This window comes from Streptomyces sp. NBC_01808 (assembly GCF_035917395.1).
GTDB lineage: Bacteria > Actinomycetota > Actinomycetes > Streptomycetales > Streptomycetaceae > Streptomyces.
Genome location: NZ_CP109072.1, coordinates 4,012,499 through 4,026,130, shown reverse-complemented (window position 1 = coordinate 4,026,130; position 13,632 = coordinate 4,012,499). Strand labels below are relative to the sequence as shown.

14 protein-coding genes are annotated in these 13,632 nt (G+C 72.6%); 7 read left to right on the top strand and 7 right to left on the bottom strand.

Annotated features, from left to right (window positions below):
- The first annotated feature begins 176 nt into the window (after nucleotides 1-176).
- The 4 genes from OG946_RS17500 (at nucleotide 177) to OG946_RS17485 (ending at nucleotide 4,530) form a co-directional block, all read left to right on the top strand.
- Nucleotides 177-1,271, top strand: a complete 1,095-nt coding sequence (locus OG946_RS17500; RefSeq protein ID WP_018838761.1) for a LacI family DNA-binding transcriptional regulator — start codon at nucleotides 177-179, stop codon at nucleotides 1,269-1,271.
- A gap of 459 nt (nucleotides 1,272-1,730) precedes the next feature.
- Entirely contained in the window at nucleotides 1,731-2,735 is a 1,005-nt protein-coding gene (locus tag OG946_RS17495; RefSeq protein ID WP_326797020.1) for a metallophosphoesterase, read from the top strand.
- 176 nt (nucleotides 2,736-2,911) lie between these two features.
- Entirely contained in the window at nucleotides 2,912-3,805 is an 894-nt protein-coding gene (locus OG946_RS17490) for a hypothetical protein (RefSeq protein WP_326797019.1), read from the top strand.
- A 92-nt stretch (nucleotides 3,806-3,897) separates the two neighbouring features.
- Nucleotides 3,898-4,530, top strand: coding sequence for an HAD family hydrolase (locus OG946_RS17485; RefSeq protein WP_326797018.1), 633 nt, complete (start codon nucleotides 3,898-3,900; stop codon nucleotides 4,528-4,530).
- A gap of 7 nt (nucleotides 4,531-4,537) precedes the next feature.
- On the opposite strand, the gene OG946_RS17480 is transcribed toward OG946_RS17485, so the two are convergent.
- The 6 genes from OG946_RS17480 to OG946_RS17455 form a co-directional block, all read right to left on the bottom strand.
- Entirely contained in the window at nucleotides 4,538-5,011 is a 474-nt protein-coding gene (locus OG946_RS17480) for an NUDIX hydrolase (protein ID WP_326797017.1), read from the bottom strand.
- Nucleotides 5,012-5,176: 165 nt separating this feature from the next.
- Entirely contained in the window at nucleotides 5,177-5,875 is a 699-nt protein-coding gene (locus tag OG946_RS17475; protein ID WP_326797016.1) for a WGxxGxxG family protein, read from the bottom strand.
- A gap of 153 nt (nucleotides 5,876-6,028) precedes the next feature.
- Nucleotides 6,029-7,285 (bottom strand): cystathionine gamma-lyase, encoded by a 1,257-nt coding sequence (locus OG946_RS17470; protein WP_326797015.1) that lies wholly within the window; start codon nucleotides 7,283-7,285, stop codon nucleotides 6,029-6,031.
- Complete coding sequence (locus OG946_RS17465; RefSeq protein WP_326797014.1) at nucleotides 7,282-8,292, bottom strand: fructosamine kinase family protein; 1,011 nt, start codon at nucleotides 8,290-8,292, stop codon at nucleotides 7,282-7,284. Before OG946_RS17465 ends, OG946_RS17470 begins: the two co-directional genes overlap by 4 nt.
- On the bottom strand, nucleotides 8,289-8,810 hold the full coding sequence (locus OG946_RS17460; RefSeq protein ID WP_326797013.1) for a low molecular weight protein-tyrosine-phosphatase: 522 nt from the start codon (nucleotides 8,808-8,810) through the stop codon (nucleotides 8,289-8,291). The genes OG946_RS17465 and OG946_RS17460 overlap by 4 nt, the downstream gene beginning before the upstream one ends.
- A gap of 104 nt (nucleotides 8,811-8,914) precedes the next feature.
- A complete protein-coding gene (locus tag OG946_RS17455; protein ID WP_326797012.1) occupies nucleotides 8,915-9,289 on the bottom strand; it encodes a phage holin family protein in 375 nt (124 codons plus the stop codon).
- 56 nt (nucleotides 9,290-9,345) lie between these two features.
- On the opposite strand from OG946_RS17455, the gene OG946_RS17450 reads away from it, so the two are divergent.
- Nucleotides 9,346-9,663, top strand: a complete 318-nt coding sequence (locus OG946_RS17450; protein ID WP_101423481.1) for a cupin domain-containing protein — start codon at nucleotides 9,346-9,348, stop codon at nucleotides 9,661-9,663.
- Between the two features lie 136 nt (nucleotides 9,664-9,799).
- On the top strand, nucleotides 9,800-10,012 hold the full coding sequence (locus OG946_RS17445) for a DUF5326 family protein (protein ID WP_047020110.1): 213 nt from the start codon (nucleotides 9,800-9,802) through the stop codon (nucleotides 10,010-10,012).
- A gap of 25 nt (nucleotides 10,013-10,037) precedes the next feature.
- Here OG946_RS17445 and OG946_RS17440 read toward each other — a convergent pair whose 3' ends face one another.
- The gene (locus OG946_RS17440) at nucleotides 10,038-11,531 is read right to left on the bottom strand and encodes a YibE/F family protein (protein ID WP_326797011.1); all 1,494 of its coding nucleotides are present in this window, start codon (nucleotides 11,529-11,531) and stop codon (nucleotides 10,038-10,040) included.
- A gap of 197 nt (nucleotides 11,532-11,728) precedes the next feature.
- Here OG946_RS17440 and thiC point away from each other — a divergent pair, with 197 nt between their 5' ends.
- Nucleotides 11,729-13,537, top strand: a complete 1,809-nt coding sequence (gene thiC, locus OG946_RS17435) for a phosphomethylpyrimidine synthase ThiC (RefSeq protein ID WP_326797010.1) — start codon at nucleotides 11,729-11,731, stop codon at nucleotides 13,535-13,537.
- Nucleotides 13,538-13,632: the final 95 nt, after the last annotated feature.

Here is a 13,632-nt window from a genome sequence, read left to right as displayed (position 1 = left end):
TTGGCATTCCATGGTCGTTTGACCGTTGCGCTCCTGCAGAATCGTGCCTGTCAGTTACGGTTCGGATTCTCCCGCAATCGAGCCATCCGAGCCCTACTATCAGCTCGCGATGACAAGCCTGCCTGACTACGCGGCTTGCACGGGGGACCACGTACGTGTTTGAAGAAAGAAGGCGCATGACCGGCTCGATCCAACCGCAAGTGAGCCGGCCGCCCAGCCGCAAGCTGGCGCGGGCGGGCATCCGGGATGTCGCCGCCGCCGCGGGCGTCTCGATCACCACCGTCTCCGACGCGCTGAACGGGAAGGGCCGGCTGCCGGAAGCGACCCGCCGGCACGTCCGCGAGGTCGCCGACCGCCTCGGCTACCGGCCGTCGGCCGCCGCCCGCGCGCTGCGCACCGGCAAGTCCGGACTCATCGGCTTAACGGTGACGACATACGGGGAAGAACCGTTCACCTTCACGGAGTTCGCGTACTTCGCCGAGATGGCCCGCGCCGCGACCTCGGCCGCCCTCGCCCGCGGGTACGCGCTGGTGATCCTCCCCGCGACCTCGCGGCACGACGTGTGGTCCAACGTGGCCCTCGACGGCACGGTGGTCATCGACCCGGCGGAGGGCGACCCCGTCGTCAGCGAGATCGTCCGGCAGGGCATCCCCGTCGTCAGCGACGGCCGCCCCGGCGGCTCCCTGCCCGTCACCGCCTGGGTCGACAACGACCACCAGGCCGCCGTCATGGAGCTGCTCGACCACCTCGCCGACGCCGGCGCCCGCCGCATCGGGCTGCTCACCGGCACCAGCACGGACACCTACACCCGGCTGTCCACCACCGCGTACCTCACCTGGTGCGAGCGCGTCGGACAGGATCCGGTGTACGAGTCCTACCCCGCCCACGACCCCCGCGCGGGCGCCGTCGCCGCCGACCGGCTGCTCGCCCGCCCGGACCGCCCGGACGCCGTCTACGGCCTCTTCGACCCCAACGGCACCGACCTCCTCGCCGCCACCCGCCGCTACGGCCTGCGGGTGCCCGACGACCTGATGCTCGTCTGCTGCAGCGAGTCCCCGGGCTACGCCTCCACCGACCCGCCCATCACCACGCTCTCGCTGAAGCCGCGCCGCATCGGCACGGCGGTCGTCCAGCTGCTGATCGACGCCATCGAGGGAGTCGACGCGGGCCGGCCCATCGAGCAGGTCATACCGACGGATCTGATCGTGCGGGCGTCCTCGCAGCGCCGCCCGCCGCGCACGGTCGTCAGCGCCCCGCGCCGCCCGGCGTAGCGAAGTACCCCGGCCGTACGACCCGGCTCACGCCCGGCTCGTACGGCCACCCGCACCACCCGCACCCCCGCCGCCGGACCCATGCCGTACGACCCCTCCGGCACTGCGACACACCTCGGGCGACGCCCCGCGCCGAGGCCCGCCCCGCCGCGTTCGCCCCGCCACGGACCCGCCCGCGCCCCGTGCCGTACGACAACTCATGCCCCCGGCGGCCCTCGTCCCGTCCTCCTTCACGCCGGTCGTGCCCCGTTTGCCCGGTTCTGGTGGTCCGGCGGGCGCCGTCTTCCGTAGCCGGAGCCAATTGGCGGCCCCTGGTACCGCACAAGGCGGGACAGGCATTTCTATGATGGGCGCACGCACACCGCGGATCTCCTCCACCAGCACGGGGGAGCGGCACCTGGTCCCATGGCGGCCGGGTCGTGTCCCGGTGGCAGAACGGCTAGGCGGTGGAGGGGTTCGATGCAACAGGGGGCCGGTCAGACGCCGGGGCTGCGGACCACGGCTGGGGTGCCCGCCGGGGCGGCGCCTCCCGTCCCCGCGGCACCGGCCGCCGGTGACGCCTTCGGGCACGCAGACGACGGGTACACCCCGACCCAGGCCGACCTGCCGGTGATCAGGCGCGGCGAGAGCGGCGGCTACGGCCCGCTGTACGTCGTCGGCGACGTCCACGGCTATCTCGACGAGCTGCGCGCCGCCCTGCGCGCCCAGGGCATCATCGACGAGGCCGACCGCTGGATCGCCGGGAACACCCGCGTGTGGTTCCTCGGCGACTTCACCGACCGCGGCCCCGACGGCATCGGCGTCATCGACCTCGTCATGCGGCTGTCCGCCGAGGCCGCGGCCGCCGGCGGCTACTGCAAGGCGCTCATGGGCAACCACGAGCTGCTGCTGCTCGGCGCCAAGCGCTTCGGCGACACGCCGGTCAACTCCGGCGCCGGCACCGCCTCCTTCCAGGCCGCCTGGCTCCTCAACGGTGGCCAGCGCACCGACATGGAGCGGCTGGAGGACGTCCACCTGCAGTGGATGGCGCGGCTCGACGCCATCCACGAGGAGGACGACCACCTCCTGGTGCACTCCGACACCACCGCGTACCTCGACTACGGCGACTCCATCGAGGGCGTCAACGACACCATCCACGACATCCTCGCCCGCTCGGACGCGGACGAGGTATGGGATCTCTTCCGCAAGTTCACCAAGCGTTTCGCCTTCCGTGACGAGGAGACGGGACCCTCGGCGGTACGGGAACTGCTCGGCCGGTACGGCGGCGAGCGGCTGGTGCACGGGCACAGCCCGATCCCGTATCTGCTCGGGGAAGTGCCCAGCGAGGACACGGATCCCGAGGAGCGCGGCGCCTCCGTGCAGGGGCCGCACATCTACGCCGACGACCTGGCCATCGCCATGGACGGGGGGATCACCATGGCCGGAAAACTGCTTGTCGTGCGACTTCCGCTGGTCGGGCGGTAGCGCGCGTCCGCCTGGCGTGCTCTAATACGGAACCTCCTTTTCTGAAAAGACACTTATCCGCCATACGCGAAGCGCTCTACCATCGGTAATAGGCTCTGCCGCCCAGGGCCTAGCGCCGCAGGCACGCTCCGTCCCCGTTTGCCTTGTTGCCTGCCCATCCGGGGGAGCACAAGCACATGACCCGTGCGTCGCATCTGCTGACCGAGGACCGCCCGGAGTTCGAGCGGCTCCTCGATACCGCGCTGCACAATGCCGAGTTCACGGTCGGCGCCGGCCGCGGGCGGCCGCTCAACCCCGAGCAACTCCGCACCCGGGCCCTCGGGGCCACGGCCGAGATTTCCGCGACCGCGTCGGCCGAATACGAGCGGTATGTAGGGCTGCGCACGGAGCTGCGCCGGCCCGCGGGGGGCGGCGGGACGCTGGGCGGCCCTGACGGTATCCGCTTCTCCGGCGCGCGGGGCGGCGCCCAGGGCGACAACTCCAGTGCGGGGGTGGCCGCGGCGGCGGCGGTGCTGGTGCCGGTGCTGGCCGGTACGGCGGCGGTGATCTTCCTCGTCGTCGGCTATCTGCTGCACTTGATGGACCCCGAGCCGTCGGTGGCCTCCTCGATGCGCCAGGCGGGCTGGATCTTCGCGATCCTCGCGGCCGCCGCCATCGTCATCTCGATGGTCGCGCTGCTGCTGACGGCGGTGCGCAACGGCTCGACGTCCATCAGGGCGGCGGCCAGCCGGGACCTGACCGAGCAGGTCGAACGCGCCCGCGAGGAGTGGCGCGCGGCGCTCCTCGAACGCGGCATCCAGCCCTTCATCGAGCAGGCCCTCGCCGGCGGCGCCGAGGGCGGCGGGCCCGACGGCGGCCCGGACGCGGGACCCGAGGGCGGTGGCGCCGGGGGCGGCGGGGCGTACCCCGCGGTGCGTACCGACCCGACCGCCACCCGCACCCCGCGGCTGGGCTACTCCCGCCCGGCGTTCTCCAGCCCCGACGACGGCCAGTCGCCGGACGGACCGAGCTATTCGAGCCCCGACTTCACCAGCCCCGACTACGGCGGTCCGGAGCACGACCCGGACTGAGCCCGGACCACCTAGGGCCGCCGCGGCGCGGCTCCGGGTGCGGCGCGAGTAATCGTTTGTCCGCGGGCGTCCGCACGTCCTAGCCTCACGCCATGTCCCGGCTGCACATCTTCGACATGGACGGCACTCTGCTGCACGGCTCCTCCGCGAACATCGAGATGGCGCGGCAACTGGGCCTGGTCGCGGAGTTCCAGGCGCTGGACGCGGCGTTCGGCGCCGGCGAGATCGACACGTACGACTACGCCGAGCACGCCCACGGCATGTGGAGCAGCCTCACGCCCGAGATCCTGGGCCGAGCGTTCGCGGGCGCGCCCTGGCTCGCGGGGATCCGCGAGGTGTGGGCGGACATCACCGACCGCGGGGAGCACTGCGCGGTCATCTCCCTGGCGCCCGGGTTCTTCGTCGAACGGCTGCTGGAGTGGGGCGTGCACGCGGCCCACGGGTCGCGGTTCCCGGCGCTGCCGTTCCGCGAGCCGGTCGACATGGCAGGCATCCTCGGGCCGCCCGACAAGGTGCGGATAGCGGATCTGCTCTGCGCGGAGTACGGGTTGACGCGGGCGGACTGCGTGGCGTACGGGGACTCCATGTCGGACACCGACCTCTTCGCGGTGGTGCCGCGGTCGGTCGCCGTCAACGCCGACCACCATGTGAGCGGCCTCGCCTCGCACGCGTACAGCGGCCGGGACCTGCGGGAGGCGTACGCGCTGACGCGTACCGGCGGATGAGGGGGCGCTAGCCGAAGTCGTCGGCGAGGACGGCGAGGACGCCCTCGATGTTCGTGCGCAGATAGGCGCGCAGGCTGGGCGGCACGACGTCGACGGAGTCGACGCCTTCGCGGGTGAAGGGGACGCGCACCGTCTCGTACTCGCCGCAGGGCTCGTCGACTTCGGGGCCGTGGCGCCGGGCCGGGTCCATGGACGCCAGCCGGCAGGCGAAGAAGTGCTGGACCTTCACGCCGCGTCCGTCCTCGGGGACGGTGTCGACGAAGACGGGGACGACGCCGGTGACGCGGGCGCCCAGCTCCTCGTCGACCTCGCGGTGCAGCGCGGCGACGACGGAGGCGTCGGCGGGCTCGACGCCGCCTCCGGGAGTGATCCAGTAGGGCTCGCGGCCCGGCTTGGTGCGCTTGATGAGCAGCATCTCGTCGCCGTCCAGGAGGACGGCGCGGGCGGTGCGCTTGACCACCGGCCGGTGGGACACGGTCATGGGATGTATGTGGCACGCGGGGCGGCGGTCGAAACCCGCGGCCGCCGCAGGAATGCGGCGGAGCGGTGCGTACGGCGGGAGCATCCCCGTCCCGCCGCGCCGGGCGCGCGCGGGGCGCGGGGCGCGACGGGACGGGCGGGATCCGGCGGTGGGGCGCCTGGGCGGTCACCGCCGCTTGTCGTCGTCGCCGGGGGCGGGCTCGTCCTGGCCGAAGACCCTGTGCGTGGTGCCGCTCTGGTCGGTGCCGGGCCTGCTCTCGTGCGCGGTGCCGCCGGTGATGTCGCTGTGCGAGGTACGGCCGGGGTCGGGCGAGGGGGACGTACGGGACGTACCGCCGGAAGCGCCGGATTCGCCGCCCTTCATGCCGGACGGACCCGAAGTGCCGGACGTGTCGCCGGACATGCCCTGCTTGTCGCCGTGCATCCCGTGCCTGCCGTGCTTGTCACCGTGCTTGCCGTGCTTCCCGTGCTTCCCGTGTTTGCCGTGCTCGCCGCCCTGCTCGCCGCCCTGCTCGCCGCCGTGCATCTCCTGCTTGCCGTGGCCGCGGGCGTGCCCGTGGGTGTCGTGCTCCATGCCGTACTCGCGGCGCGTGCCCGTCGTCTGGGCGGCGCGGTTGGAGACGTCGCCGCGGCGTTTGCCCGTGCCGGACTTCTTCGCGAGACCGGCGAGGCCGAGCAGGCCGGCCAGACCCAGCAGGCCCCAGTTGCTCGCACTGTCACCCTTCGGGCCGCGCGGGCCCTGATCCTGCTGCACCGTGGTCTGGGGGTTGTCCGCCGGGGTGGTGGCGGGCTGCGCGCTCGCGCCGGTCAGGGGAGCCAGGGCGATGACCCCGGCCGCGCCCAGTGTTGCGGCGATCTTACGCATGGTGTGATCTCCCTTGAGAGCTGTGCCGACGGGCGTCTCGACGCGGCTCCCGATCCGCGTGCCCGCGGCTCCCCCACACACCATGAACACACGCATTACCGATTTACGCGAGTTTTATCGCTTTTGCCGGGTTTTTGCCGGTCGCGTGCGGAGTCAGCGGGCGAGCGCGTACGCGAGCGCTTCGCGCAGGTCAGCGACGAGGTCCGCGGTGTCCTCGACGCCCGCGGAGAGCCTGACGAAGCCCTCCGGCACCGCGTCCCCGCCCCACCGCCCGCGCCGCTCCGCGGTCGAGCGCACGCCGCCGAAGCTCGTCGCCTCGTCGACCAGCCGCGCCGCGCCCAGGAACCGCTCCGCCGCTGCCCGGTCCGGCAGCGTGAACGCCACCACGCACCCGTACCGCCCGGCGCGCATCTGGCGCGCGGCGAGCGCGTGCGCGGGGTCGGACGGCAGACCGGGGTGGCGCACGTCCCGTACCCCCGCCGTCGCGCGCAGCGCTTCGGCCACGGCGAGGGCGTTCGCCGCCTGGCGCGCGGTACGCAACTCCAGCGTCGCCAGCGAACGGTGCGCGAGCCACGCCTCCATCGGCCCGGGGATGGCGCCCGCGGTCTTCCGCCAGGTGCGCAGCCGGCGGGCGAGCGCGGGGTCGCGGGTGACGGCGTAGCCGAGGAGGACGTCGCCGTGGCCGGTGAGCGCCTTGGTGCCGCTGGCGACGGAGAGGTCGGCGCCCAGCTCCAGGGGGCGCTGGCCGAGGGGGGTGGGCAGGGTGTTGTCGACGGCGACGAGCGCGCCCGCGGCGTGCGCGGCGGCGGCGAGGCGGCGGATGTCGCAGACGTCGAGGCCGGGGTTGGAGGGGGTCTCCAGCCACAGCAGGCGGGCGCCGTCGAGGAGTTCGGCCTGGGCGTCGCCGGCGGTGGGGGCGGTGCGCACGTCGGTGCCGTGCTCCTGGAGGAGGGCGCGGAGGCCGCCGGGGACGAGGTTGTAGCCGTCGGAGGGGAGGACGACGTGGCCGCGTGGCGCGCCCGGGTCCTGCGGCGGTCCGGGGACGGCCATGAGGACGGCGGTGATCGCGGCCATGCCGGAGGCGAAGGCCACGGCCTCGGCGGGGACGCCGGGCGACTCCAGCTCGGCGAGGGCGGCTTCGAGGCGGGTCCAGGTGGGGTTGGCGTCGCGGCCGTAGTCGTAAGGGGCGGCGGTGATGTCGCCGGGGAGGTGGTAGTGGGCGGCGAAGACGGGGCCGGGGAGGGCGGGTTCGTACGGCTCGGGGGCGGGGAGGCCGGCGCGTACGACGCGGGTGGCGTCGGCTGCTGTGGCTTGGGGGGCCTCGGCGGCCTCGGCGGCCTCGGGGGCCTCGGGGGTGCCGGCGGTGTTCCGCAGGGGCGGGTCGGCGTGCGGGGCGTCGTCCGGTGTCATCGGCCGGCTCCTTCCAGGGCCGCGCGCGCCGCGGCGCCGCACTGCGCGCCGTAGCCGGCGCCGAACAGCGCGGCGTGCACGAGCAGATGGTGGAGTTGGTACAGCGGCACCCGGCCGCGCCGGCCGGGCAGCGGGCGTACCTCCTCGTACGCCGCGAGCAGCCGCCCGAGCTGCGGGCAGCCGAACAGCTCCAGGAACGCGAGGTCGACCTCGGGGTGGCCGCCCTGCGCGGCGGGGTCGATGAGGTACGCGCGGTCGCCCGCCGACCACTGCACGTTGCCGGACCACAGGTCGCCGTGGATGACCGCGGGCGGCTGCGGCGGGCCCGTGACCTCGTCGATCACGTCGCAGAGGCGCTCGACGGCGCGGGTGTCGGCGGGTGTCAGGGCGCCGTTGTCAGTGGCGAGGCGTAGAAAGGGAAGCAGCCGGTGCCCGGCGTAGAAGGCGGGCCAGTCAGCGGGGGAGGCAGGCGCATGTCCGGTGTGCTCAGGGGGTGGTTCCGGAGCCGGAGCCGGAGGGCCGGGGGTGTCCGGGGTGTCGGGCGTGCCCGGTGTGTCCGGTGTGCCCGGGGACGGCAGCGGGAGCGAGCCGATGTAGGCGGGCCAGGGCGTGCCGAAGGCGGCGGCGGGGGTCGCGTGCAGCGCGGCGAGGTCGCGGCCCAGCCGCTCGGCCTGCGTGGGGGTCGCGGGTCCCGGCTCGATCCACTCCAGCAGGATCATCCCGGGCTCCTCGCCGAGCACGGCGGGGACGGGGACGGTGCCGGTGTCCGCGAGGAGGCGCAGGCCGTGCGCCTCGGCGGCGAAGAAGGCGGCGGGGGCGCCGGCGCGGGTCTTGGCGAAGACACGGCGGCCGTCGGCGAGTTCGAGGCGGTGCGCGGCGGAGATGTCCCCGCCGCCGACGGGGCGCGCGGTCCGTACGGGAGCGCCGGCGAGCGCGGCGGCGCGGGCCTCGACGCCCCGGGGGTCGTCCGCGGCGCCCCGCGGGGCGCCGGCTGCCGGGGAGCTCACGGGCGGGCGGTGAGTTCGTCGCGTACGGCCTGGAGCAGGCCCTCGGCGGCGGTCTCGATCAGGTCCAGAGCCTCTTCGAAGCCGCGGGTGCCGCCGTAGTACGGGTCCTCGACGTCGGTCAGGTCGAGGTCGGGCGCGAAGGAGAGCAGCAGCCGCACCTTCTCGGCGTCGACGGGCGTCGGCGCGATCTTGAGCAGCCTGCGGACGTGCCCGCCGTCCAGGCCGAGGACGAGGTCGCGTTCGGCGAACCAGTCCGGCGTGAACTGCCGGGCGGTGTGCGCCAGCTCGTAGCCGTGCCCGGTGAGCACGGCGTCGGCGCGCGGGTCGGCGGCTTCGCCGATGTGCCAGCCGTCGGTGCCGGCGCTGTCCACCTCGATCTCGCCGTCGAGCCCCGCCTCCGCGACGCGGGCGCGGAAGACGGCCTCGGCCATCGGCGAGCGGCAGATGTTGCCGGTGCAGACGAAGCAGACGCGGAAAGGCGCGGGGAGGGGGCGTTCGCTCGTTCGCATGCGGTCCATCCTGCCTCAGCCGGGGCGCGGGCGCCCGGTGCCGGCGGCCGGTTCCCGCGCCGGTTCCCGGCCCCGGAGCCCGCCGCTCCGGGCCGTACCGGCGCCCGCGGCCGTCAGTCCCGGTCGAGGGCCATGCTCGTCGCCCACGACACGATGCTGATCACCAGTCCGCCGAGCACCGCCGTCCAGAATCCGTCCACATGGAAGCTCAAGTCCGCTTTGTCCGCGATCCAGGAGGTGAGCATCAGCATCAGCGCGTTGATCACGAGCGTGAAGAGCCCGAGGGTCAGCACCAGCAGCGGCAGCGACAGGAGTTGCACGAGGGGCTTGACGATGAAGTTCACGACGCCGAAGATCAACGCGACCAGCAGCAGTGTGACGACCTTGTCGGCGTTGTCGTGACCGGTCAGCCCTATATCGGGGATCAGCCAGACCGCGACCGCGAGGGCCGCCGCATTGGCGAGGGTCTTGATCAGGAAAGTCTTCATGGGTTGATCGTTCCAGAGGTAGTCGGGAGCACCATGGACGCGGAGGACGGAGCACGATGAAGGCATTCCGGCTGGACGACCTCGAGGCGGAGCGCCGTGCGAACGACGGAGCGTACCTGCAGTTCGTGCGCGAGCGGAACATGTCGGTGGGCCTCTACGCGCTGGACGCCGGAGCGCCCGATCCGCAGCAGCCGCATCGCCAGGACGAGGTCTACGTGATCATGAGCGGTCGCGGCTCCGTCACCGTCGGCGACGAAACCCTGCAGGTCGGCAGGGGCTGCGTCGTCTACGTGCCGGCGGGCGTACCGCATCGTTTCCACCACATCACCGAGGATCTCCGGGTTCTGGTGGTCTTCTCTCCACCCGAGGCGTGAATCAGTCCCTCAGGGTTGCCTCGGGGTTCGTTCCGGGGTGGACCGGGGCAGGGGGCACTCCCGTCCGCCCGCCCGGCGTCCTAGCATCGAAGGCACCGGGACAACCCCGGCGTACCGGAGGAGGAATGACGTGTCCGTGAAAGAGATCACTGCGGGACTGCCGTGGTGGGTGACGTGGGTGCTGATCCCGGCGATCGTGCTGGTGGTCTTCGGCAGCCTGATCATGGCGCTGGTCGGCTTCATCATCGGCCTGCTCTTCAAGGTGCTGCTGGCCGCGGCTCTGATCGCGGGTGCGATCTTCCTGGTGCGGAAGTTCATGACCGCGTCGTCGTCGAAGAACGACTGGTAGGAGGCCGGCCTCATCATCTCCGGCGCTACCTCCGGCGCCGCCGTCCGCCGCCGTCCCGGCGGCGGGAGCGGCCCTCGGGAGGAGCCGCGGCAGCGCCGGAGCCCGTGCCCGCCGCCCAGCCCGCAGGGGCTCCCGGCCCCGGACCTGGTCCCATGCCGGCTCCCGGCTGCGGCCCTGATCCCGGTCCCGTTCCCGGTCCCGTACGAGGATCCGGCCCCGTTCCCGTACCGGCACCCGGTCCCGTACCCCCGCCCGGTGCCGCACCCGGCACCGGTGCAGGACCCGCCCCGTGGCGGCGGTCGGCGGAGACCACGAGCGCCGCGAGCCCCGTCGTCAGCGGCACCGACGCGACCAGCCCGATGCTGCCCACGAGGGTCCGCACGATCTCCTCGGCGACGAACTCGCTCGTCGCCACCGTGCCGACGCCCTGGTCGGCGATCGTGAAGAGCAGCAGCAGCGGCAGCGCCGCCCCCGCGTACGCGAGGACCAGCGTGTTCACCACCGACGCGATGTGATCGCGCCCGATCCGCATCGCCGACGCGTACAGCTTCCGCCACGGCGCCGACGGATCGGCCTGCCGCAACTCCCACACCGCGGACGCCTGCGTCACCGTCACGTCGTCGAGCACCCCGAGCGAGCCGATGAGCACCCCGGCGAGCAGCAGCCCGCTCATGTCGATATCCGGGTACTGGGTGTGGATGAGCCCCGTGAAGTCGTCGGTGTTCCCGGTCAGTTTCGACCAGCCGATGAACAGCGAGCCCAACAGCCCGATCAGCATCAGCGACGCGAGCGTGCCGAGGGCGGCCACCGACGTACGCACGTTGAAGCCGTGACACAGATAGAGCGCGATCAGCATGATGGCGCTGCCCCCGACCACCGCCACCACCAGCGGGTTCGACCCGTCCAGGATCGCCGGCAGGATGAACAGGATCAGGATCGCGAAGCTCACCGCGAGCGCCGCGAGCGCCGCCAGCCCGCGCAGCCGCCCGACGACGACCACCGCGACCGCGAACACCAGCGCCAGCGCCGTCATCGGCACGGTGCGTACCACGTCGGAGACGGCGTACTGCAGCTCACGCGGCGCCTTCGGCGAGTAGGAGACGACGAGTTCCTGCCCCACCTCGTACCGCCGGGACGCATCCGGCGCGACGATCTCCGTGAAGGTCCGCCCGGCGTGCTTGCCCGACGTCACCTCGATCGTCGCCTGCTCGCACACCGCGTCCTCGTCGGGCCGCGGCTCGTCGGTGTCGCCGCCGCCCGGCGGCCCCTGCTCCTGGATCTGCGCGCCCACGTCCGCGCACTTCACTTCCTCGACCTTCGTGACCTTCGCCCGCTGCCGCTCCTGGTCGAAGCCGATGCCGCTGCGCTCGCCCGCCGGTTCACTCCCCGGCCACAGCGCGATCAGCCCGGCGAGCACCGCCAGCGCGAACGGGACGAGCACCGCGGCGATCACCCTGCGCAGCCGGTGCGAGGCGGGCGGGGCCGGGGCGTCGTGGTGGTGGCTGTGCGAAGGTGTCACGGCCAGATCATCGCAGGAGCGCTCCGGGGCCCTCTTTCGTACCGGTGCGTGCAGCGGTTAGCGTGGTCGGCGAACTGCACACCGCGGGAGCTCGGAGCACCGGGCTGAGAGGGCGCTGACGGATCCGGATCCGGACCGAGGCTGCGCCGACCGCCGAACCTGTTACCGGGTAATGCCGGCGTAGGGAGTGGGTCTCCATGACCGTTTCGGATGCACGTACGCCCGCCACCGGGGACTCCGCGAAGTCCGCGGAATCCGCGGAAGCCACCGCGATCGGCTGGCACAAGGACCACATCGAGCACCCCGCGCGGCCCGACATCAGGGTCCCGGTGCGGCGCGTGCACCTCACGAACGGCGACGACGTGACGCTGTACGACACGTCCGGGCCGTACACCGACCCGACCACCGACACCGACGTACGCCGCGGGCTCACCCCGCTGCGCGACAACTGGATCATCGCCCGCGGCGACACCGAGGAGTACCCGGGCCGCCCGCCCCGCCCCGAAGACGACGGCCTCAAACACACCTCACCCCGCGGCGGCCTGCGCAACCTCGACGCCGTCTTCCCCGGCCGCCCGCGCCAGCCGCGGCGCGCCCGCGGCGCGGCCGTCACGCAACTCGCGTACGCCAGACGCGGGGAGATCACCGCCGAGATGGAGTTCGTCGCGCTGCGCGAGCGCGTCGAGCCCGCCTTCGTACGCGACGAGATCGCGGCCGGCCGCGCCGTGCTCCCCGCGAACGTCAACCACCCCGAGTCCGAACCGATGATCATCGGGAAGAACTTCCTGGTGAAGGTCAACGCCAACATCGGCAACTCGGCCGTCACCTCCTCCATCGAGGAGGAGGTGGAGAAGATGACGTGGGCCACCCGCTGGGGCGCCGACACAGTCATGGACCTGTCCACCGGCCGTAACATCCACACCACCCGCGAGTGGATCCTGCGCAACTCCCCCGTGCCCATCGGCACCGTGCCGCTCTACCAGGCGCTGGAGAAGGTCGACGGCCGCGCCGAGGAACTGAGCTGGGACGTCTACAAGGACACCGTCCTCGAACAGTGCGAGCAGGGCGTCGACTACATGACCGTCCACGCCGGCGTCCTGCTGCGCTACGTCCCGCTCACCGCCCGCCGCAAGACGGGCATCGTCTCCCGCGGCGGCTCCATCATGGCCGCCTGGTGCCTGGCCCACCATCAGGAGTCTTTCCTCTACACCCACTTCGACGAACTGTGCGAGATCCTCGCCGCGTACGACGTGACGTTCTCCCTCGGCGACGGCCTGCGTCCCGGCTCGATCGCCGACGCCAACGACGAGGCGCAGTTCGCGGAGCTGCGCACGCTCGGCGAACTGAACCGGGTCGCGAAGTCCCATGGCGTGCAGACCATGATCGAGGGCCCGGGACACGTCCCGATGCACAAGATCAAGGAGAACGTCGACCTCCAGCAGGAGATCTGCGAAGAGGCCCCGTTCTACACCCTCGGCCCCCTGGCCACCGACATCGCGCCCGCCTACGACCACATCACCTCCGGCATCGGCGCGGCGATGATCGCCTGGTGGGGCACGGCGATGCTCTGCTACGTCACCCCGAAGGAACACCTCGGCCTCCCGGACCGCGACGACGTCAAGACCGGCGTGATCACGTACAAGATCGCCGCCCACGCCGCGGACCTCGCCAAGGGCCACCCGGGCGCCCAGGACTGGGACGACGCCCTGTCGGACGCCCGCTTCGAGTTCCGCTGGGAGGACCAGTTCAACCTGGCCCTGGACCCGGACACGGCCCGCGAGTTCCACGACGCGACCCTCCCGGCGGAGCCGGCGAAGACGGCGCACTTCTGCTCGATGTGCGGCCCGAAGTTCTGCTCGATGAAAATCAGCAAATCAGTAATAGAGCGCTTCGGCGGCGACGTGCCCGCCGACGCCACCGAGGAGGAGGCTGCCGCCGGGATGCTCCAGAAGTCACGGGAGTTCGCGGAGAGCGGCCACCGCGTCTACCTCCCGATCGCGGACTGACCCGAGGTCGACGGACGGCCCGAGACACACGACTCTCGGGCCGTCCTCTTCGGCACAGTTGATGCAGCCTCATGACGGCGCGGGCCCTCATGCCC

Bases quoted from the DNA above. Each gene is read 5' to 3' on its own strand.
- thiC (WP_326797010.1), top strand. From the start codon at position 11,729: ATGACCGTTTCGGATGCACGTACGCCCGCCACCGGGGACTCCGCGAAG.
- OG946_RS17475 (WP_326797016.1), bottom strand. From the start codon at position 5,875: ATGCGTAAGATCGCCGCAACACTGGGCGCGGCCGGGGTCATCGCCCTG.
- OG946_RS17455 (WP_326797012.1), bottom strand. From the start codon at position 9,289: ATGAAGACTTTCCTGATCAAGACCCTCGCCAATGCGGCGGCCCTCGCG.
- OG946_RS17495 (WP_326797020.1), top strand. From the start codon at position 1,731: ATGCAACAGGGGGCCGGTCAGACGCCGGGGCTGCGGACCACGGCTGGG.
- OG946_RS17485 (WP_326797018.1), top strand. From the start codon at position 3,898: ATGTCCCGGCTGCACATCTTCGACATGGACGGCACTCTGCTGCACGGC.
- OG946_RS17450 (WP_101423481.1), top strand. From the start codon at position 9,346: ATGAAGGCATTCCGGCTGGACGACCTCGAGGCGGAGCGCCGTGCGAAC.
- OG946_RS17480 (WP_326797017.1), bottom strand. From the start codon at position 5,011: ATGACCGTGTCCCACCGGCCGGTGGTCAAGCGCACCGCCCGCGCCGTC.
- OG946_RS17470 (WP_326797015.1), bottom strand. From the start codon at position 7,285: ATGACACCGGACGACGCCCCGCACGCCGACCCGCCCCTGCGGAACACC.
- OG946_RS17490 (WP_326797019.1), top strand. From the start codon at position 2,912: ATGACCCGTGCGTCGCATCTGCTGACCGAGGACCGCCCGGAGTTCGAG.
- OG946_RS17500 (WP_018838761.1), top strand. From the start codon at position 177: ATGACCGGCTCGATCCAACCGCAAGTGAGCCGGCCGCCCAGCCGCAAG.
- OG946_RS17460 (WP_326797013.1), bottom strand. From the start codon at position 8,810: ATGGACCGCATGCGAACGAGCGAACGCCCCCTCCCCGCGCCTTTCCGC.